The sequence below is a fragment of the Streptomyces sp. NPDC002730 genome (assembly GCF_042888805.1).
In the GTDB taxonomy this organism is placed as follows: Bacteria; Actinomycetota; Actinomycetes; order Streptomycetales; family Streptomycetaceae; genus Streptomyces.
This window is the reverse complement of the sequence record NZ_JBIAQG010000007.1, coordinates 1-20,521: the sequence shown is the minus strand read 5'-3', so window position 1 is coordinate 20,521 and position 20,521 is coordinate 1. Positions and strand designations below refer to the sequence as shown.

At 68.3% G+C, this 20,521-nt stretch carries 15 protein-coding genes and 1 tRNA gene; 3 read left to right on the top strand and 13 right to left on the bottom strand.

Annotation, left to right across the window (positions count from 1 at the left end; genetic code table 11):
• Positions 1-58 precede the first annotated feature (58 nt).
• The 10 genes from rpmE to ACFYXH_RS18800 form a co-directional block, all read right to left on the bottom strand.
• Positions 59-283, bottom strand: coding sequence for a 50S ribosomal protein L31 (rpmE, locus tag ACFYXH_RS18845; RefSeq protein WP_215092884.1), 225 nt, complete (start codon positions 281-283; stop codon positions 59-61).
• A 137-nt stretch (positions 284-420) separates the two neighbouring features.
• The gene (locus tag ACFYXH_RS18840) at positions 421-1,527 is read right to left on the bottom strand and encodes an LCP family protein (protein WP_389563967.1); all 1,107 of its coding nucleotides are present in this window, start codon (positions 1,525-1,527) and stop codon (positions 421-423) included.
• Positions 1,528-1,722: 195 nt separating this feature from the next.
• The gene (locus ACFYXH_RS18835; RefSeq protein WP_389563964.1) at positions 1,723-3,465 is read right to left on the bottom strand and encodes a trypsin-like serine protease; all 1,743 of its coding nucleotides are present in this window, start codon (positions 3,463-3,465) and stop codon (positions 1,723-1,725) included.
• Positions 3,466-3,767: 302 nt separating this feature from the next.
• Positions 3,768-5,801 (bottom strand): transcription termination factor Rho, encoded by a 2,034-nt coding sequence (gene rho, locus ACFYXH_RS18830; RefSeq protein WP_389563961.1) that lies wholly within the window; start codon positions 5,799-5,801, stop codon positions 3,768-3,770.
• Between the two features lie 388 nt (positions 5,802-6,189).
• Complete coding sequence (gene thrB, locus ACFYXH_RS18825; RefSeq protein WP_385305716.1) at positions 6,190-7,107, bottom strand: homoserine kinase; 918 nt, start codon at positions 7,105-7,107, stop codon at positions 6,190-6,192.
• A gap of 357 nt (positions 7,108-7,464) precedes the next feature.
• Positions 7,465-8,535: a threonine synthase gene (gene thrC / locus ACFYXH_RS18820; protein WP_389563958.1), complete on the bottom strand. Its 1,071-nt coding sequence runs from the start codon at positions 8,533-8,535 to the stop codon at positions 7,465-7,467.
• Positions 8,536-8,542: 7 nt separating this feature from the next.
• A complete protein-coding gene (locus ACFYXH_RS18815; protein ID WP_389564736.1) occupies positions 8,543-9,832 on the bottom strand; it encodes a homoserine dehydrogenase in 1,290 nt (429 codons plus the stop codon).
• Positions 9,833-9,931: 99 nt separating this feature from the next.
• Positions 9,932-11,323, bottom strand: coding sequence for a diaminopimelate decarboxylase (gene lysA / locus ACFYXH_RS18810; protein ID WP_389563956.1), 1,392 nt, complete (start codon positions 11,321-11,323; stop codon positions 9,932-9,934).
• 13 nt (positions 11,324-11,336) lie between these two features.
• Positions 11,337-12,380 carry an ArgS-related anticodon-binding protein NrtL gene (nrtL, locus tag ACFYXH_RS18805; protein ID WP_389563953.1) on the bottom strand — a complete coding sequence of 348 codons (1,044 nt, stop codon included), beginning with the start codon at positions 12,378-12,380 and terminating at the stop codon, positions 11,337-11,339.
• Between the two features lie 55 nt (positions 12,381-12,435).
• On the bottom strand, positions 12,436-12,918 hold the full coding sequence (locus ACFYXH_RS18800; protein WP_389563951.1) for a response regulator: 483 nt from the start codon (positions 12,916-12,918) through the stop codon (positions 12,436-12,438).
• A 161-nt stretch (positions 12,919-13,079) separates the two neighbouring features.
• Here ACFYXH_RS18800 and ACFYXH_RS18795 point away from each other — a divergent pair.
• Positions 13,080-13,151, top strand: a tRNA-Arg gene (locus tag ACFYXH_RS18795).
• A 267-nt stretch (positions 13,152-13,418) separates the two neighbouring features.
• Here the strand turns inward: ACFYXH_RS18795 and ACFYXH_RS18790 are convergent.
• The 3 genes from ACFYXH_RS18790 to ACFYXH_RS18780 all read right to left on the bottom strand — a co-directional run bounded on the left by ACFYXH_RS18790 (position 13,419) and on the right by ACFYXH_RS18780 (position 17,437).
• Positions 13,419-15,617: an NACHT domain-containing protein gene (locus ACFYXH_RS18790; RefSeq protein ID WP_389563948.1), complete on the bottom strand. Its 2,199-nt coding sequence runs from the start codon at positions 15,615-15,617 to the stop codon at positions 13,419-13,421.
• Between the two features lie 178 nt (positions 15,618-15,795).
• Entirely contained in the window at positions 15,796-16,839 is a 1,044-nt protein-coding gene (locus ACFYXH_RS18785) for a tyrosine-type recombinase/integrase (RefSeq protein WP_389563945.1), read from the bottom strand.
• Positions 16,840-16,939: 100 nt separating this feature from the next.
• On the bottom strand, positions 16,940-17,437 hold the full coding sequence (locus ACFYXH_RS18780) for a M14 family zinc carboxypeptidase (RefSeq protein ID WP_389563942.1): 498 nt from the start codon (positions 17,435-17,437) through the stop codon (positions 16,940-16,942).
• Here ACFYXH_RS18780 and fxsT point away from each other — a divergent pair.
• Both fxsT and ACFYXH_RS18770 read left to right on the top strand, forming a co-directional pair.
• Positions 17,341-18,666, top strand: coding sequence for an FxSxx-COOH system tetratricopeptide repeat protein (gene fxsT / locus ACFYXH_RS18775; protein ID WP_389563939.1), 1,326 nt, complete (start codon positions 17,341-17,343; stop codon positions 18,664-18,666). The two genes, ACFYXH_RS18780 and fxsT, sit on opposite strands and share 97 nt — an antisense overlap.
• Positions 18,667-19,092: 426 nt before the next feature.
• Entirely contained in the window at positions 19,093-19,725 is a 633-nt protein-coding gene (locus ACFYXH_RS18770) for a hypothetical protein (RefSeq protein WP_389563936.1), read from the top strand.
• The last annotated feature ends 796 nt before the right edge of the window (positions 19,726-20,521 follow it).

Below are 20,521 nucleotides of genomic sequence, written 5' to 3'. Positions count from 1 at the left end.
AAAGCGCCGGCCTCGGCCACCCCGAGCAGGGGCGGCCAAGGGCCGGCGCAGTGGCTCGCTACTTCTTGGCGGAGCCGGCAGCCTTGCCGAAGCGGGCCTCGAAGCGGGCCACACGGCCACCGGTGTCGAGGATCTTCTGCTTGCCCGTGTAGAACGGGTGGCACTCGGAGCAGACCTCGGCCCGGACGGTGCCGGACTCGATGGTGCTACGGGTGGTGAACGACGCGCCACAGGTACAGCTGACCTGGGTCTCGACGTACTCGGGGTGGATGTCGCGCTTCAAGGTGTCTCCTAGTTTCGGGAGGGCACCGGGTCGTACGCGCGGATTGCTCGTACGTGAACCGGGGCCGACGTACCAGTCTGCCAGGACTGGCCGTATCTCCCAAAACCGGGGTCGGGCCGGAGGTATTCCTGCCGGGGTCAGTGGCTCTGCACGAGGGAACCGGCAGCGCCCTTGTCGCCGGCGGAGTCCTTGACCGCGGAGGCGGGGATCGGCTTGTCCTGCTTGAGCGCCGTCCAGACCTGACGGGAGGCCGCCTTGATCGGGATCACGCGGTTGGGGTCGGCCGGGTCGTACTCCACCGGCATCGTGATCATGTGCACGTCCTCGGCGCCGAGACCGCTGAGCCCCTTGGCGAAGCTCATCAGCTCCTGCACCGAGTCGAGCTCGGAATCGGGCGTGATCGCCTTGGTGGCGGTGTCGGCGACGTCGAAGAGCTTCTTGGGGTTGGTGAAGACGCCGACGTCCTTGACCTGGTTGATGAACGCCTTCATGAACGCCTGCTGGAGCTGTATTCGGCCGAGGTCGCTGCCGTCGCCGACGCTCTTGCGGGTCCGTACGAGACCGAGCGACTTCTCACCGTTGAGGGTGTGCGTGCCGGGCTTCAGGTGCAGATGGCTCTTGGAGTCGTTGATCGGCTTGGTGGTGGTGATCTCCACGCCGCCCAGCTTGTCGATGAGTTTCTTGAAGCCCGTGAAGTCGACCTCGATGTAGTGGTCCATGCGGATGCCGGACATCTTCTCGAGGGTCTTCACCGCGCAGGCCGGGCCGCCGACCTCGTACGCGGTGTTGAACATGGCGCGCTTCTCGCCGGAGACGGAGCCGCCCTTCGCGTCGACGCAGCGCGGTCGGTCGACAAGGGTGTCGCGCGGGATGGAGACGACGCTGGCCTTCTTGTGGCCCTCGTAGACGTGCACCATCATCGCGGTGTCGGAACGGGCGGCACCTTCGTCGACGCCGTACTCGGAGTTGGCGCCGGAGCGGGAGTCGGAGCCCAGGACCAGAATGTCCATGGAGCCGTTGTCGACGTTCTCGGGGCGGTCGGTGCCGAGCGCGGCGTTGATGTCGACGCCCTTGATATTGCCGTTGAGCTTGAAGTAGACGTAGCCGAGGCCGGATCCCCCGACCAGCACCAGACCTGCTGCGGACCACGCGGCAATGGTCATCGCCCGGCGGCCCCTGCTGGGCTGCTTACGGCGCTTGCCGCGGCTGCGTATTCGGCTTCCGGTGCTGCTCTGCTCGCCCATGCTCTCCTCGGCTCTCGCTGTTCCCGCTACCCCCTGCCGTGGCGATCAGGCGCGGTTTGTCGGCACTTGTCGGACTTACATGTCAGACGGTGAAGCAGCAAGAAGGGTTGCACAGGGAGCTAAGAGCTCCTTAAGAAAGCGCTGTGCCCACCGTGCCTCGCACGGTGGGCACAACTCGGCGTGTGCGCTGGGGCTTTAGCCGAAGAGGTTGTACGCCTGCCAGCCGGTGCCGAAGGCGACACGTGTGGCGAAGATCCCACCGGTGGACTTCCCGTTGCCCGGGTAGAGCCACAGCTTGCCGGCGGTGTCACGCACGAACAGGTCGGCGTTTCCGTCGCTGTTCACGTCGCCGGTGGTGACCAGCGCGTTGTAGGCGCTGCCGAAGGTGCCGATGAGACGGCGGGCCGCGAACGTGCCGGTGGCCTTGCCGGTACCCGTGTACAGGTAGGTGGCGCCGCCGGCGCCCCGGGCCAGGATGTCGGCCCGGCCGTCGCCGGTGAAGTCACCGTGGCCCCGGACCATGTTGTACTGCCCCCAGCCGGCGCCGATCAGGATCGGCGCGGCGAAGGCGCCGGTGCCCTTGCCCGGGTAGAGGTAGGCGTTGCCGGAGGAGTTGATCGCCACCATGTCCGGCAGATCGTCGCCGGTCAGGTCGCCGGGGACCAGGATCTGCTTGTGCGCTCCCCAGCCCTTGGCGATGAGCTTCGGGTCCAGGTCCGGGTCATAGGCCCAGTAGACGTCACCGTTCGGCGCGCGGAAGATGAGGTCCTGGTAGTCGTCGCGGTTCAGGTCGGCCTGAACCATCAGGGTCACACCACCGAAGGCGCCGTGGTTGAACTGGCGGGTGAGGCTGGTGATCTTCGAGGTCCAGCCGAAGAGCGTGCTGTCCGACGCACGGCGGGCCAGCAGGTCCGCGGCGTGGTCGTTGCTCCAGTTGCTGTCGTTGACCCGGGCCCGGATCGGGGCCGAGTACGTGCTGACCTTGGCGTAGACGCCGTACTTGCCGGCGGCCGAGCAGTTCTGGTCGCCCCAGGAGACCAGGCCGACGAGCTTGCCGCCGGCCACCAGCGGGCCGCCGGAGTCACCGTTGCAGGTGCTCTCGGTGGTGCTGTCGTCACCGGTCGGCGCGGCTCCGGCGCAGATCATGTGGCCGACGATGTAGGACGAGCCGTAGGCGGTCTGGCAGGCGGAGTTGGAGTTGATGTCCGCGTCGGCGACCTTCAGCGTCTGCGAGGCGCTGTTGGGCTCGGTGGAGCTGGTGCGGCCCCAGCCGTACACCTTGGCATCCGTGCCCGGCGTGTACAGCGCGGTGTCCGTGTTCTGCATGATCGGCAGCGGCTTCACGGAGACCGGCGCGGTCAGCGTGAGCACAGCCACGTCGTTGTCGATGGTGGCCGCGCTGTACGCCGGGTGGTTCCACTGGCGGTAGGCGCCCCGCAGGACACCGCCGTGGAAGTCCCAGCTGCCGTCGGACAGCTCGGTGGGCAACTGGTCGGTACCGGTGATGACCGTGCCGGTCTCGTACCACTTGATGCCCTTGACGCAGTGCGCGGCTGTGGCGACCTTCGTCGGGGCGACGATGACGCCGCCGCAGAAGTAGCCGTTGCCCAGGCTGTCCGCGAAGTGGAGCTGGGCCATCCAGGGCGCCGTCGAGATGGTCGTCGTCTGACCACCAATGATGCGGGCGCTCGGCGCCGACGTCGTCTCGGACGACGACGAGGAGGAGGGCTGCTGCACGAGAGTGCGCTTGCTGGCCTTGTCGGCCTTCATCGCCCCGATCGTGCGGTTGCGCAGTTCCTGCTGCGACAGCGGGTCGATCTGTTGCCGGGAGCCCAGCTGGGGGCCCTCGGTCTCGGCGGCCTGCGAGCCGGACATGGCCAGGCCCGTACCGACGAGTGCCGCCACGACTGCGGCGGCAGCCGGTACCGCGATTCTCATGCGGCGCTTGTGACGACCACCACGGGTGCGTATCTGCACTCGGTAACCCCTCGGGTTGAACCGGCAGAGCGCACAGGGCCCCACCGGAAGACAAACGGGTAGCGGTGGGGCGTACGAGTAACAGGGCAGTCCGGATCCGAGGCCCCCCGGCCTCTCTCGGTACTGCGGCGGAATTCCCCCCACCAACCAGGGCATGTTACGCCTGTCAAATGGGCGTTGACCAGCGGCTGGTGAGGCATACGGGAAAACGAGACCGCCCCGTCACTTTCGTGCCGGGGCGGTCTCGTTCACTGCGAAGAACGTCAGTCGTTGCCGTTCCCGGCGGACGGAGTCGTCTTCTGGATCTGCAGCAGGAACTCGCCGTTCGACTTCGTCTGCTTCATCTTGTCCAGCAGCAGCTCGATCGCCTGCTGCTGGTCGAGCGCGTGCAGCACCCGGCGCAGCTTCCAGGTGATGGCGAGCTCGTCGCTGCCGAGCAGGATCTCTTCCTTACGGGTGCTGGACGCGTCCACGTCCACCGCCGGGAAGATGCGCTTGTCCGAGAGCTTCCGGTCGAGCTTGAGCTCCATGTTGCCGGTGCCCTTGAACTCCTCGAAGATCACCTCGTCCATGCGCGAGCCGGTGTCGACCAGCGCGGTGGCCAGGATGGTCAGCGAGCCGCCGTCCTCGATGTTCCGCGCGGCACCGAAGAAGCGCTTCGGCGGGTAGAGCGCGGTCGAGTCGACACCACCGGAGAGGATGCGGCCGGAGGCGGGCGCCGCGAGGTTGTACGCACGGCCCAGGCGGGTGATCGAGTCCAGCAGGACGACCACGTCGTGACCCAGCTCGACGAGACGCTTGGCGCGCTCGATGGCCAGCTCGGCGACCGTGGTGTGGTCCTCGGCCGGGCGGTCGAAGGTCGAGGAGATGACCTCGCCCTTCACCGACCGCTGCATGTCGGTGACCTCTTCCGGACGCTCGTCGACCAGGACGACCATCAGGTGGCACTCGGGGCTGTTGACGGTGATCGCGTTGGCGATCGCCTGCAGGATCATGGTCTTGCCGGTCTTCGGCGGGGCCACGATCAGGCCTCGCTGGCCCTTGCCGATCGGCGACACGAGGTCGATGATCCGGGTCGTCAGGATGCCCGGGTCGGTCTCGAGGCGCAGTCGGTCCTGCGGGTACAGCGGGGTCAGCTTGTTGAACTCCGGGCGGCCGCGGCCGGATTCGGCCGCCATGCCGTTCGCCGAGTCCAGGCGTACGAGCGCGTTGAACTTCTCGCGGCGCTCGCCGTCCTTCGGCTGACGGACCGCGCCGGTGACGTGGTCACCCTTGCGCAGACCGTTCTTGCGGACCTGGGCGAGGGAGACGTACACGTCGTTCGGGCCCGGCAGGTAGCCGGAGGTCCGGATGAACGCGTAGTTGTCGAGGATGTCCAGGATGCCCGCGACGGGGATCAGGACGTCGTCCTCGGAGACCTGCGGCTCGTTGCCGAAGGAGTCCTCGCGGCCGCGACGGCCACGACGGTCGCGGTAACGGCCACGGCGTCCGCGGCGGCCGCCCTCGTCGTCGAAGTCGTCCTGCGGGCCCTGCTGACCACCCTGCTGGCCGCCCTGGCGCTGCTGGCGCTGGCCGCCCTGCTGGTCGTCGCCCTTGCCGCCGCGACGGTCGCGCTGACGGTCACGGCGGTCACCGCGGTCGCCGCCGCGCTCACCACGCTCACCGCGCTGGCCCCGGTCCTGGCGGTCGCGCCGGCCCTCGGCGGTGTCGGCGGCGGCCTCGGCCTTGGCGTCCGGCTGGGCGTCCGTCTTGACGTCGACGGCCGCCTCGGTCCTGACCTCGGTCCTGACGTCGGCCTTGGGCTCGCTCGTGGTGTCCGGGCTGCCCGCCTGGGCGGTGGCCCGACGACGGCGGCGCTCACCGGCGGCCGGCTGGTCGTCGCTGGCCGGCTGACCGGGAATGTCGATCTGCTGCTGGGCGACGGCCTTCTCGGCCTTGTCCGCCTTCGCCGCAGCGGCCGTGGACTCGTCGCCCGTGCGCGCCTTGGAGGTGGCGCGCCGCTTCGGCTTGGTCTCGGCCGCGCCGGTGCCCGCCTCGGCGCTCTTCGGCGCGGACGAGCCGCCGCCCGCCTGCGCCTCCTTGATGACCTCGATCAGCTGGCTCTTGCGCATACGCGCGGTGCCCCTGATCCCGAGGCCGGACGCGACCTGCTGCAGCTCGGCCAGGACCATGCCCTCGAGGCCGGTGCCGGAGCGGCGGCGCCGTGAGGTGGTGCCAGAGGCAGCACCTGCGGCGGGCGCGGCGGTGTCGACGTTGTTGTCGGCAGTCACGCCCATCAGATCGGTGGTGTCGCTCACGAAGGGTCCTTCCCTGGAGCGGACGTCGGCCTTCTGGCTCGGCGACCGGTTGTGCTGTCCGACGTGGGTCCTGGTTTGCGGACCGTGTCGGAGCGATGGTCCCGCCGGCAATTAACGGCGGAGAGATATACGTGCAAAAGCCCGGCCCGAGGTTCCCCCTGCTCGGCCCACTCCTGGAAAAGCGAGGGGTGTCGTGCCGTTTCCGGAGCGTGCTCGAAACTGCTCAGGCAGGCTGCTCAGGCAGGGTCGGGGAGGCTCCCGGAAGAATGTTGGTCCCGAATCGGGACACTAAGCACCGCGCCACAAAAACGTCGGCTGCAGACTTGAGGTTAACACTACCGGCTCCAACAAACATTCCCCCTCTCCATCACCGGCAATCTTGGTGTCGCTACTGGGCGAGCGGCAGGACACTCGCTCCCGCGGCGTCGAAGGTGAGCCGGTTGGCCGCCCACCCCTCGCCCGCCAGCCGTGCGACCTTGTCGGCCACACCGTCCTCGGTCAGCGCGAGCACGGTGGGGCCGGCGCCGGAGATGACTGCTGGGACGCCGTCGGCGCGCAGTCGGTTGACAAGTTCCGCGCTCTGCGGCATCGCCGGGGCGCGGTACTCCTGGTGGAGCCGGTCCTCCGTGGCGGGCAGCAGCAGCTCGGGACGCCTGGTCAGCGCCTCGACGAGCAGGGCGGCGCGGCCCGCGTTGGCGGCGGCGTCCACATGGGGGACGGTGCGCGGAAGCAGTCCGCGCGCGGTCTCGGTGAGCACCGGCTTGCCGGGGACGAAAACCACCGGAACGACGGAATCGGCAGGATCCATCCTGATGGCGCGCGCCGCTCCCCCGTCGGTCCAGGCGAGCGTGAAGCCGCCGAGCAGACACGCGGCGACATTGTCGGGATGCCCCTCGATCTCGGTGGCGAGCTCGAGCAGCGCCGCGTCGTCGAGTCTGGCGTCGCCGCCTATGGTCACCGCCCGGGCGGCGACGATGCCGGCGCAGATGGCTGCCGACGACGAGCCCAGACCGCGCCCGTGCGGGATGCGGTTGGCGCAGACGACCTCGAGGCCGCGCGGCTGCCCGCCGAGCAGGTCGAAGGCCGTACGCAGGGAACGTACGAGCAGATGGCTCTCATCGCGGGGAAGCGTCGTGGCGCCCTCACCCGCGATGTCGATGTGCAGACCGGAGTCCGCGACCCGGACGACCACGTCGTCGTACAGCCCAAGGGACAGCCCGAGGGCGTCGAAGCCCGGGCCGAGATTGGCGCTGGTGGCGGGGACGCGCACTCGGACGGCGGCGGCGCGGAACGCTGGACCGGCCATCGCTCGATGACACTCCTTGGTTCTGACTGCGAGATTTTTTCGAGAGGTACGAACACCCGTGGGCCGTAACGGCAACAACACCGCGGCATATGCGGCGGGGCGGGATCAGGTACAGCCTATCGAAGGAAGGTTGAGTGGCGACATAGGGCGCACGGGAGGCGCACGATGCGTGTCGCAAGCCTCCTGTGCCCCTACGTACGGCGTTGTCCGGCTTGCCATGCTTTCCCAGGTGCGCCCTGGGGAGGCGGGCGGGGCTCTGCGTCGGAGCTTTATGCCAGACCTTTACCCAGAGCTCCGCTCAAGGACTCTCCGCGGGGGCTTCCCGCGGAGGCCTCACCCGAGGCCTCACCCGAGGGCTTACGCAAGACCGAGCTGCTCCGCGGCCGCTGCCGCATCGACCGGCACGGTGACCGGCTGGGGCGCTCCGGCGACCGCCCAGTCCGGGTCCTTGAGTCCGTTTCCGGTGACCGTGCAGACGATTTTCTGGCCCGGGTCGACCTTGCCCTGCTCGGCGGCCTTGAGCAGACCGGCTACCGAGGCGGCCGACGCGGGCTCCACGAAGACACCCTCCTGCGAGGCCAACAGCCGGTAGGCGCGCAGGATCTCACGGTCCGTCACCTCGTCGATGAAACCGCCCGACTCGTCCCGCGCGGCGAGCGCGTACTGCCAGGAGGCCGGGTTGCCGATCCGGATCGCGGTGGCGATGGTCGACGGGTCCTTGACGATCTCGCCGCGCACGATCGGAGCCGAGCCGGAGGCCTGGAAGCCCCACATTCGGGGAGTGTGCGTGAACATCTGGTCCGCGGCGTACTCCTTGTACCCCTTCCAGTACGCCGTGATGTTGCCGGCGTTGCCGACCGGCAGCACATGGATGTCCGGGGCGTCGCCGAGCGCGTCGACGATCTCGAACGAAGCGGTCTTCTGACCCTCGATGCGGAACGGATTGACCGAATTGACCAGCGCCACAGGGTAGTTCTCGGACAGGCCGCGGGCCAGGTTCAGGCAGTCGTCGAAGTTCCCGTCGACCTGCAGGATCCGCGAGCCGTACACCAGTGCCTGCCCCATCTTGCCGAGGGCGATCTTGCCCTGGGGCACCAGGACGGCGCAGACCATTCCGGCCCGTACGGCATAGGCCGCGGCCGAGGCGGAGGTGTTGCCGGTGGAGGCGCAGATGACCGCCTGCGCGCCCTCCTCCTTGGCCTTGGTGATGGCCATGGTCATACCGCGGTCCTTGAAGGACCCGGTGGGATTGGCGCCCTCGACCTTGAGGTGCACCTCGCAGCCCGTGCGCTCGGAGAGGACCTGAGCGGGGACGAGCGGCGTACCGCCCTCACGGAGCGTGACGACCGGCGTCGTGTCCGTGACCGGAAGGCGGTCCCGGTACTCCTCGATGATGCCGCGCCACTGGTGGGTGCCCTTGCTGGTCATGGGTCCTTTACTCCCCTTCAACACGCATGATGCTGGCGACACCGCGCACGGTGTCGAGCTTGCGCAGCGCCTCGACGGTCCCTGAGAGGGCGGCGTCGGGCGCGCGGTGGGTGACGACGACGAGGGAGGCCTCGCCGTCCTTGCCCTTCTGACGGACCGTATCGATGGATACGTCGTGCTCGGCGAAGACCGTCGCCACCTGGGCGAGTACGCCAGGCTTGTCGGCCACGTCGAGGCTGATGTGGTACCGCGTCACCACGTCGCCCATGGGGCTCACGGGCAGCTGGGTGTACGCGGACTCGCCCGGTCCGGTGGACTCGGCGAGCTTGTTGCGGCAGACGGCCACGAGGTCGCCGAGTACCGCGGAGGCGGTCGGCGAGCCGCCGGCGCCCGGACCGTAGAACATCAGCTGCCCCGCCGCCTCGGCCTCGACGAATACGGCGTTGTACGCCTCACGGACGGAGGCGAGCGGGTGGCTGAGCGGAATCATCGCCGGGTGGACGCGCGCGGTGACGGACCGGCCGTCAGCCGCGCGCTCACAGATGGCGAGGAGTTTGACGGTGCAGCCCATGCGCTTGGCGGAGGCGATGTCGGCGGCGGTGACCTCGGTCAGGCCCTCGCGGTAGACGTCGTCGAGGCGTACGCGGGTGTGGAAGGCGATCCCGGCGAGGATGGCGGCCTTGGCGGCGGCGTCGAAGCCCTCGACGTCGGCGGTCGGGTCGGCCTCGGCGTATCCGAGGGCGGTGGCCTCGTCGAGCGCCTCGGAGTAGCCGGCGCCCGAGCTGTCCATCTTGTCGAGGATGAAGTTGGTCGTGCCGTTGACGATGCCGAGCACGCGGTTGACCTTGTCGCCCGCGAGGGACTCGCGCAACGGCCTGATCAGCGGAATCGCACCCGCGACCGCGGCCTCGAAGTAGAGATCCCTACCGTGCTCCTCGGCGGCGGCGTAGAGGGTCGCGCCGTCCTCGGCCAGCAGCGCCTTGTTGGCGGAGACGACGGACGCACCGTGCTCGAAAGCGGCGGTGATGAGGGAGCGGGCGGGCTCGATGCCGCCGATGACCTCGATGACGACGTCGATGTCGCCGCGTTTGACCAGGGCAGTCGCATCGGTGGTGATCAGCGCGGGGTCGATGCCCTCGCGCACCTTGGAGGGCCGGCGGACCGCCACGCCCGCCAGTTCCACCGGAGCGCCGATACGAGCCGCGAGGTCGTCGGCGTGCGTCGTCATGATGCGCGCCACCTCTGAGCCGACCACTCCACAGCCCAGCAGCGCCACCTTCAGCGGACGCGTACGCATCATCCGACCTCGTTTCGTGTACATCTACGGTGTGGACCAGTCTCACTCACCGGACGGGAGTTTCTATCCCCCGTCCGGCATGCGAGACATCTATCTCAACTAGCCGACATCAAGACGCAGGAGATCTTCCTCCGTCTCACGCCGGACGATCACGCGCGCCTCGCCGTCCTTGACGGCGACGACGGGCGGGCGCAGTGCGTGGTTGTAGTTGCTGGCCATGGAGCGGCAGTACGCGCCGGTGGCGGGCACGGCGATCAGATCGCCGGGCGCGAGGTCGGCCGGGAGGAAAGCGTCCTTGACGACGATGTCGCCGCTCTCGCAGTGCTTGCCGACGACGCGGGTGAGCATCGGCTCCGCCTCGGAGGTCCTCGATACGAGCGCGACGCTGTACTCGGCGTCGTAGAGGGCCGTACGGATGTTGTCCGACATGCCGCCGTCGACGGAGACGTACGTACGCAGTCCCTCGAGCGGCTTGATGGTGCCGACCTCGTACAGAGTGAAGGCGGTGGGCCCGACGATGGCGCGGCCCGGCTCGACGGAGATCCGGGGCGTCCGCAGGTTCGCGGCCTCACACTCACGGGTGACGATCTCGCTGAGGGCCTTGGCGATGTCGTGCGGCTCGCGCGGGTCGTCGTCGGAGGTGTAAGCGATGCCGAGACCGCCGCCGAGGTCAATCTCGGGCAGCTCGATGCCGTGCTCGTCCCGTACTTCGGCGAGCAGTTGCACCACGCGGCGCGCGGACACCTCAAAACCGGCCATGTCGAAGATCTGCGAGCCGATGTGGGAGTGAATACCGATCAGCTCGATTCCGTCGAGCCTGAGGGCGCGCCGTACGGCCTCGGCGGCCTGCCCACCGGCGAGTGCGATCCCGAACTTCTGGTCCTCGTGGGCGGTGGCGATGAACTCGTGCGTGTGCGCCTCGACGCCGACGGTGACACGGATCTGGACGCGCTGGCGCTTGCCCTGACGCTGGGCGATGTGCGCTACGCGCACGATCTCCTGGAAGGAGTCGAGAACGATGCGCCCGACGCCGACGCGTACGGCTCGTTCGATCTCTTCCTCGGACTTGTTGTTGCCGTGGAAGGCGATGCGCTCGGCGGGCATCCCGGCGTCGAGGGCGGTGGTGAGCTCGCCCCCGGAGCAGACGTCGAGATTGAGGCCTTCCTCCTTGAGCCACCTGACGACGGCCCGTGACAGGAACGCCTTGCCCGCGTAGAACACATCCGCGTCCTTGCCGAAGGCGTCGGCCCAGGCGCGGCAGCGGGCCCGGAAGTCGTCCTCGTCGAGGAAGTAGGCGGGGGTGCCGAACTCCTCGGCCAGCCGCGTCACTTCGATCCCACCGACGGAGACGGCGCCGTCCTCGTTCCGGGTGACCGTCCTGGCCCAGACCTTCTCGTCGAGGACGTTGAGGTCGGTCGGCGGGGCGGTGTAGTGGCCCTCGGGGAGGACATCTGCGTGGCGGGGCCCGGCGGGGTGTGCGGAACGGCTCATTTTCGTTGCTCTCTCACAAGTATTCGGGTGCGCTGATGCCGAGCAGGGACAGGCCACCGGCGAGCACCATCCCGGCGGCTTCGGCGAGCGCGAGCCGGGAACGGTGGGCGGCCAGGGGTTTTTCGTCGCCGATGGGCAGCACCGTGTGCTGAAAGGCGAGGAGGGAGTCGGCCGTGCTCTCCAGATGCCGGGCGAGCCGGTCGGGGGCGCGGTGGCGGGCGGCACCGGCGAGGACGGCGGGGTAGTCACCGACGGCGGTGGTGAGGACGGCGGCGTCGACGTGCGTCTCGGGGGCGCTGTCGAAGTGGAGCTGTGCGGCGTTACGGGTGAGGGCGCGGCTGCGGGAGCAAGCGTACTGGATCTTGAACAGCGGGTTGCTCTCGTGCTGCGTCAACAGCTCCTCCCCGGCCGAGGGGTGATCGTGCCCGGCGGGTCGCAGCAACGCCCAGCGCGCGGCATCGGGCCCGAGCCGCTGAAGGAGTTCACGGGCGCCCTCCTCCGCGGGCACGGGGGTCACATCGGCGGGCAGATAGCGGCGTCCCCCCTGCGCCTCGACCCGTACCCGCAGCTCGGCCCAGGCCGGGTCGGCCACCCCTTCGCAGCTGGTACGGACGAGGGTGCCCTGCGACACCAGGATCCGGCGCAGGGCATCGGCGGTGACGGCGGCGCGCACGTCGGCGCGGTAGCTGGGTTGCGCGACCGCCCCGGTCGGCGCGATCCACCCGTACTTACTCCCCCACTCCAGCACCTCCCGTACGAGCGCCTGCTGCGCGCCCGCGTCCAGGGTGATGTTGAGGAAGCCGGGCCCGGTGATCTCGATCCCGGCGATCCCGGGGACCTCGGCAATCCGGCGCCCCAGCAGTTCGGCGACCGCACGGGGCCGCTGCCCGGCCGGCCCGGCCAGCCGCAGCGCGACATTGGTGGCGTAGTCCCCGCAGCCACCGGGCCGCGGCCGCTCAACGCTGACACTCTCGGGCACGGGCGCCCGCAGCGCACCGTCCTCCACCGCGCGGCACACGGCGTGCAGCACGGTTCGGGAGAGCTCGGCGGGGGTCACGGGACAAGCGTATGGGAGGGAGGGGGGCCCTTCGCGAACCGGTTTCGCGATGCGGTCAGCCCCGTGCGCTTCCCGCCCGCCCGGCGCCATGCCTGCCGTCGACGGACGGCGGACCCTCCCGATGCATCAACTGCCGTACGAGACGGACCAGCTCGGAAGGCTCGAAGGGCTTCGCGAGAAAGGCGTCCACACCGGCGGTGAGCCCGCTCTCCACCTCGTACTGCGTGCACGCACTGATGATCGCGACCGGCAGATGACTGGTCCGCGGATCGGCCCGCAGCCGGGCGGCGGTGCGCAGTCCGTCGAGGCGGGGCATGACGACATCGAGGGTGACCACATCGGGGCAGACGCGATGCACGACATCCAGACACTCGGCACCATCGGCCGCGGTCACGACCTCGAAGCCCTCCAGCTCGAGGTTGACCCTGATCAGCTGCCGTATGACCCTGTTGTCGTCGACAACGAGCACGCGGCCGGACACGCCTGACACAACTCGAGAGTAGGTCGGGGGGCAGGGCTGCGTCCGGGTTTTGCCCACTTCCACCCTGTGCGGGCGACCGGACCGGGCGCGGGACGAGGGCGACGGGGCCGGCGCGCGGGCTGCTGCAGGGGTGGCTGGAGGGGGCGGAAATACCTGTTCACGGCGACCCTGTGGGAGCTGGTAGGGTTCTACCCGTCGCCGCAGAAGTGCGGTGGAACGCCCCCGTAGCTCAGGGGATAGAGCAACGGCCTCCGGAGCCGTGTGCGCAGGTTCGAATCCTGCCGGGGGCACTTCGTCCGGACCAGCGTGATCAACCCGCTGACCTGCGGAAGTGCCAGACTTCAAGAGCCGGACCCAGTCCCACTGGGTCCGGCTCTTTGTCGTTGCTGAGCGCTGATCGCGATAGACCTGCGCTAGGGCTCCTCTTTCGGATGATCGACCCGAAAGAGGAGCCTGCCTGCAGGATGGAGGCCGTGCGGAAGGGGACCTGCCCCAAGCAGGCCCCGCGCCGCGCTGTGGGTAGAGACCGCGCCGCGCGGGCTACCCGACCAACCGCCTCAAGCAGTGGCGCGGAATCGCAACCCGCTACGAGAAGACCGCCGACGTCCACCTCGCCGGACTGGCCGGGGTTCCTGGGCAAGGTGACGTTGCAGGTCGAGGTGGCGGAACTGGTACACCGCCCCAGCCTGACGCAGCACACCGTGATGCTGATGTGCATCCTGGAGGAACGACATCAAATGCCAAGGCACTTGGCGTCGCATCGCCAGCCAGGCCTTGGCCATCAACCAGCCGCCCCATGCTGTCTGTCCAAGGGCCGCCCCGAGCGCGTATGCGAGCCCGAACGCCACCCCGACTGCCCATCCGCCCCCCTGCTCGTACGCGAGCCAGCTCACGTAGAAGCCCACGAACCAGCCCGCGAACCCGGCCCCGAACCGGTATGCGAGCGCACTCGCGAGGAACGCGCGGCGATCCTGGGTGAGCAGTGTTGCCGGTCCAGTCATGACGGCTGGGTCAGGTTTCTCGCCTGTGAACCCGAACGCGAACCCGAGGACGAGCCCGCATATGAGCCCGAGGACGAGCCCGAACACGAGCCAGCCAACGAACCCGTGCTCGCCCGGCCAGATCCCGTACGCGAGCCGGCCCCCGCGGTCGTCCGCGAGCCCGAACGCGAGCCCGAACCCGAGCCCCAACACGAGCCCGCTCATCAGCCCGATCGCGAGCCAGGCCGCGAACCTGCGGGATGACCAGCGTAGCTGTGCACTTGGGGCGTTCGAGGGCATGGACCCAAGCGTGCCCGCGAGCCCGCCCACGAGCAGGCCCGTAAGCCCGAACGCGAGCCAGCCCACAATCCCCACCGCGAGCCCGACTGTCAGGCGGCGGATGTACGCGGGGATGGCGTGCTGGAGCTCCCACCAGGCCAGGTCAGGGCTGCCTTCGCGATTGGTCTCCAGGTGTCGGGCCAGGTAGATGAGGGTGCGGTGGGCTTGTCCTGTGGTCCAGCGGGGTGGATTGGGGTGGTGGGCAGCGTAGGCGGCGGGGATGTAGGCGTTGAAGAGATGGACATCGAGGGCGGCCCGCGTGGGGTAGGCGGTGTTGTCGCAAAGTTCGTCCGGGTGGGGGATGGCGTCGGGTGTGGCCTGGTAGTGGCAGCGGGGGTTGTAGATGGTGCGGGCCAGGAACAGGCCCAGGGGGGTGCTCAAGGCTTGCCCGACGGGGGTGTCGGTTCCCAAATGGTTGGCCACGGTGTCCCACCGGTCAGCGGCGGAGGAGTGCGGACCGCCTGCATCGCGGCGCAGGTAGGCGGCAGCTTGGCCGGCGGTCAGCGGCAGCAGGTGGATCCCGGCGGCCCCGTTGAGCCGCACCATGGCGTCGGGCCGGGTGAGGGCGTCCCGGTAGGCGGTGGCGCGGCTGGCTATCACCAGAGGCTGTTTCGCCGGCAAGGCCCGGTTGAGAGCGTCGAGGGCCATCGCGTGAAGGGTGGGGGGAAGTTCATCGAAGCCGTCGAGGAGCGGCAGGATCAGTCGGGCATCCAGCATGGCTTGGGCCAAGTCGACCTGGGCAGCCGCGGGCGCCACCGCCGGGGCGGGGGTACGAAGGCCGGGGTAGCTGCGCCGGAGCTGCTCGGCCAGCCAGTACTTCAGAGGCTGGCGGGCGGGGTCCCAGGAGGCCAGGGAGAACAACACCGGTACCGGGCCGCCCTTTAGCCGCTTTTCCACCAGTTCCTGAAGCAGGCGGATGAGCAGCATGGTCTTGCCGGAGCCGGGATCGCCGAGGACAACCAGGCGGCGCGTGGGCACCCGCTGGGCGAACACCTCGCCGAGCTGCCCATCGGAGCCCGCCAACCCCGCAGGGTCAGCAGGCCATCGCGCGGAACCCTCCGGCTGGCCACCGGGCCAGGACCGGACCACATCGGCCAGCAACTCCCACGGCTCAACCAGCTCCGGGTCAGCGGCACGCCAGGCGACCGGTAGCGGGTACGGGTCGTTCAAGCGGCGGATTGCAGCTTCGTCGTCCCACTGGTTCTTAATTGCCTGCGTGAGCTGGTCGGCAGCCTTTTCCAGGTCCACCGTGGGATGGCCCTGCTTGAAGGACTTCCAGCCCAGGTAGGCAGGGGCCAGGGTGGGCAGCAACGCGGCCGCCATCGCGGCTCTGCCCAACTTGAAGTGCCAGGCCAGCGCCAGTGCCCCGATGCCCCCCAGCGCCAACAACAGAAAGTACGGCACGCCCACGCGCTTCGGCCCCCGGCCCTGTCCCATACCTATCACGGTCAGTCATCATTCCGTGACTCAGCTATACTGGGGCGCTATTCGGGGCAATTCACTGAGCGGCCTCCAAGACCAGATGAAGCACCGTCGACCTCTGGTGAGAACCCCGAGGGGTGGAAAGCCCGCCGGGACCTGACGGCACAGAGCAGCCCCATGAACCGTGCAAGACTCACTGCCAGTTCAGCTCGGCTTCGATCTTCTTGTTCATGGCCTCCTCTTGGCCGAAAATGCAGCCCTCATAAACGCGGTGGATCACCTCGGGCGAGTTGCCCACCCGCCGAGCAACCTCAGCTACGGGAACGCCAGCGTTCAGCCAAGTCGTAATGCACGTGTGCCTGAGGTCGTACGGTCGACCACCGAGGATGGACGCTTGAAGCTCAGGCGTCAGGGCGTACTCGCGGGCGTCACGCCAGACGCGCCAGTAGGTGCTGCTACCCACCAGGCCGCCCCGTTCGTTGGTGAACAGTCGTCCATCCTTCGCCGTTCCGAACACCGCCAGGTGCTCTCGCAGCATCACCACGAGTGGCGGCGGAATCGGCACCGGCCGGTCCTCCGCCGCCTCCCGGGACTTCAGTCCGCGCTGCTCGTGACGCTCCCCCGTGTCGGTCCACTTCTTGCCGGAGACCGGCCTCGTCTCACGTAGCGTGAGCGTCCCCCAGCCCTTCTCCGGTAGGAAGCAGTCAGCCTTGCGCAGCCCCACCGCCTCGCTCGGCCGCAGCGCTGCAAAGTACATGACCGCATAGAACACCACCAAGCGGCGCCCCTTGCTCCTCCCCCATGTGCCGACGTACGAGACGGCCGTGAACAACTGCGCCGCCTGTGCCTTGTTCACGAGAACGCGCGGGTCTACACGGTCCGATGCTGAGCGCTGCACTTTCTTGATAGCCGCCAGCGGATTTTCCGCCAGCGCGCCCCGCTCGATGGCGTACTCCACAGCCGTGTTCAGCACCCTGCGCCTACGGCGGGCAGTCTCACCCGCCGCCGGTGCGCCATCGAGCTTGAACGCGATGCGGTACTGCACGTCGCGAAGGATTCGCGGATCCGCGAGCGACGAAACTGGCAGAGACCTCTTGGAGATCCAGGCGTACGCGTCTTCCAGCTCGGCTGGCGGGGCCTGCCCCGCGTGCTTCGGAACAACCGCCCATCGCAGGGCTAGGCGGATCTCCTCGGCCGGGGGCGCTTGGCTCCCAGGCTCCACCATGGCCAGCGTCACGGCAGCCAGTCCGTCCGCGATTCCTTCCCTCGTCTTGGCCGCGCTGGTCGGCCACCGCAGCGCCATGCATTCGCGGCAAAAGGCGAACCAGGACACGTCCTCACGGACTTCGGCGGCAGCTGCGGCACGTCGTGCCTCGCTTGCCGTCCCATGAGGAGCTTGCGAAGGACATGAAGGGGTTCGTCGTTTGGTTGTCGTCGTCGCCCCCACACATGCAGCACCGTGTTGCTGTAACTGTGAATGTCGACGTACCAGTGGGGGGGGCCAGGGTGCCGAACGGAGTCGTCCACACCAGTGGTGATCTCTTGTCGAGCCGGTCGAGCAGCCAGTGGATACTGCGAGTCTCTGGTTCGGAGTTCGGGGCGTTCCCGTGGAAGAGGCCATGCGACGGATTGTCCGACGATATGGAGCTCTGGTTCGCGTACGGTGAGAAGTGCCAGCGGTAGTCCCAGAGGAAAGAGTGGTTGCGGTTGATGTCCACGCCTATGGCGTTGGCGTGCCGTGTGCGGTTCTTACGCCACATTTCTCGGGCGTCTCGGCGACTCGGGTCGGACTCTTCGCCGTAAGTCTGAGAAAAATGACGGCCGTCGGGCCGCACACGTTCCGCAGAGATACGCCGAATTGGCCGCGCGATTGGATGTGGCCCAGCCCGGAGCTGACGCCGACGCCAACGCACGGCATGCGATGCAGCGCCTCAGCACGTTGAACCGGTGGCTGATCATCCTGGACAACGCCGAGGACCCCGAGGCGTTGGAGGATTGCCTGCCCGTGGGGCCCGGCCACGTCCTGATCACCTCCCGCAACCCCGCTTGGAAGCGGACCGTCCCCGGACTGCGCCTGGATGTATTCACCCGCCAGGACGCCCTGGACTACCTGACCGGACAACTGCCCGCCCTCCATCCCGAACAGGCCAATGCACTGGCCGACGCGCTAGGAGACCTCCCCCTCGCCCTCGCCCAAGCGGCCGGCGTCCTGACCGACGGCATGCCACTGACCGACTACCAGCAGCGGCTCAACGCCAATACCGCCGCGTTCCTCGCCCAGGGCGACACCCCCGGATACCCGGCCCCGCTGGCGGCAGCCGTCACCATCGCCACCAGCCAACTCAGCGCCCACCAGCCCGACCCGACACCACTACTGCGCCTCTTGTCCTACCTCGGCCCCGACCCCATCCCCACCAAGTGGCTGGCCGACGCGCGCAGCCGACTGACCACCATCCCAGGCGACGCCGACGATCTCATGTGGCCTCAGTCCGCCCTCGAACCGCTCGCCCGCTTCGGCCTTGCCCAAGTCGACCACGAAGCCGTCCAGATCCACCGCCTCACCCAGGCCATCATGCGCGACCAGACCAGCAAGGACTACACCGCCACGATCTTCGACGACCTTACGACGCTGCTGTCCGCCGCCGACCCAGGCGACCCCGAACAGCCTCAGACCTGGCCCCGATGGGCCAAGCTCACTCCACATCTCACCGCGGCCCGCCAAACCACTGGGGACCACCCCCACCTGCGACCGGCACTTCTCAGGGCAGCCCACTACCTCGTCCACAGTGCACAGCCGCGCGCAGCTCACGACCTCGCCCAAGCCCTTCACCAGTCATGGACCGATGAACTGGGCGAGGATCATCCCGACACCCTCCGCTCCGCCCACAGCCTCGCGATCACCCTGCACGAACTCGGCGAGCTCGCCGAGGCCCGCCGCATGGATGAGGACACCTTGGCGCGGCGTCGGCGGGTGCTGGGCGAAAACCACCCCGACACCCTTGAGTCCGCCCGCAAGGTGCGTCGTGCTAAGCGTCGCTGGTGGCCTTGGACACGCAGGGCATAGCGACGACGTGTCGGGGACAAGCGTTTTCCCACGCCGTTGGCAGTACAGCAGCCCACTACCGCAATCCCAGCAACCGCCACCATCCGGTAGCGTCCTTCCGTGGCCGTGAAGCGACGCATATGACCGTCGCTGACCGACCGGCTAGAGCTACGGATCAGAAGGTTGCAGGTTCGAATCCTGCCGAGTTCACGCAGATCAAAGCCCCCTCGGGATCCGCCGATCCGACGGGGGCTTTGTCGTGCCGTTCAGGAGCGAAGTGCAGCAACCGTGCTGTCTCATCCCCGGCGACCGCATGGGCGAGAGCGGCCCGCAGAGCGTCGCGCAAAGCCTAGATCACCGGCGGGACGGAGCAGAGGAACCCTCTGCGGCCGGGGGCGGTCGGTAGTGGCGGGGGCGCTGGAATGGGAACGTGTGTAACTCCGAGCCATGGAAAACGGGCCCGGAAAGGCCGACACGCCGGACATTTGGGTGAACTATGTGTTCACCCGTGATGGATGGCGTGTATCAGGTAACCATTCTTTCGCCAAGCGGATCACGAAATCCGCTTCCACAAAAGGAAGGGCGTATGGAATGGAACGCAAGCGTAGGCTTGCCGCAACGCTGACCGCCGCAGCCATCGTGACGGTCATCGGGGCTGGCGGCGCAGCAGCGGCTCAGACACAGCCCGAGGACGGAATTGCTGACCTGCTCGTACACGCTCAGTCGAAGCTGGACTCGCCAAAACCGGACCGGCCAAAAAAGGGCTGCGTGGACGTCGACTCCGTGGGGAACGAAGCGAGCCACGCCAAGTACGTCGCGGCGGTGTGCAACGGCAAGGTCTACGCCCTGACAGTCAATGAGAACAGCAACCCAGGTACTCCTGTTGGCGGCTGGCAGGCGGTGGGAGGCCCCTCCCACGTTGTCGATGTCACACTGGCATCCAACGTCTTCGATGTTGCGGCCGGCCCGGTGTTCATCACCGCGCTGACTTCGACGGGAACAGTGTGGGAGGGCAGATGCGCCAATAATGTGCCGCTCGGGCCGTGCACGTTCTATCAGCTGCCCATTCCGCCGCAGTGATCCCAGGCGTACACCCGAGCCTCCCCGGCGGGCTCGTCGTGGCGTAACCCGTTCGGTCACCAGCGGCCGGGCTGTACAGCAGCGCCGTACCGCAACCACGGCAACCGGCCCTGTCCGGCAGCGCCCCGATAGAGCTTGCGGCGACCGAAATGACCGCCGCTGGCCGATCGGCCAGAGCTACAGATCAGAAGGTCGGCCACTCCAGCCTTGAGGCAGAGACTCGAGGTCGACGACGAGTGGCCGGCCTGGCTCACGTACAGCCTGAGCCCGTCTCAGTTTCCGTCTCATTCAGCTGCGTTCATGGCCGCTCAGGCTGGTACCGCCGAAGTGACCGTGCCACCGCTTGCTCCGTCATGAACCCAGGTGAACGGCCACGACCGCAGTCCTCACCCCCACCAACCATTCTTGGAAAGCGTGTTGGTCCAGGGCCCGGAGCGGAGCGACGGTTGCAAAGCGAGTGTCGGCGCACGTTCCATCGTCGAGGATGCCCTCATGAACAACGACCTGGTGGCGTTCCTCAATGCGCGCCTGGACGAGGAAGCCAACCTGGCCCGGCGCTGCGAGGGGGACGGGTGTTGCCCGCGGGGACACCATCGACATCTGCCAGGTGGACCTCACCGGAATCCATCCCCCGATCGCGCAACACGTGGCCGTGCACGACCCCACCCGCGTGCTGCGTGAAGTCGAGTCCAAGCCTTCTTAGACGTCATCTCATTTGGCTGGGTAAGCTCGTGCCGTGGCGAGGATCGTTGAGCGGCTGGTGCCGGATGAGTTGTGGGAGCTGTTCCAGCGGGTG